Origin of the sequence: Paraburkholderia phenoliruptrix (assembly GCF_019511605.1) — a bacterium.
GTDB lineage: Bacteria > Pseudomonadota > Gammaproteobacteria > Burkholderiales > Burkholderiaceae > Paraburkholderia > Paraburkholderia phenoliruptrix_A.
The window spans coordinates 1-262 of record NZ_JAEUAV010000086.1; the positions used below are offsets into that span (position 1 = coordinate 1).

General features: G+C 51.9%; 1 rRNA gene. It reads left to right on the forward strand.

From position 1 onward, the window contains the following. Positions 1-262 (forward strand): 23S ribosomal RNA (locus JNB89_RS30880); the annotation flags it as partial.

The following is a 262-nucleotide window of genomic DNA, read 5'->3' on the forward strand; positions in this document are numbered from 1 at the left end:
GCTAAAACAGTCAGGAGGTTGGCTTAGAAGCAGCCATCCTTTAAAGAAAGCGTAATAGCTCACTGATCGAGTCGTCCTGCGCGGAAGATGTAACGGGGCTAAGCCATATACCGAAGCTGCGGATGCATATTTATATGCATGGTAGGAGAGCGTTCCGTAAGCCTGCGAAGGTGCACTGGAAAGTGTGCTGGAGGTATCGGAAGTGCGAATGCTGACATGAGTAGCGATAAAGGGGGTGAAAGGCCCCCTCGCCGTAAGCCCA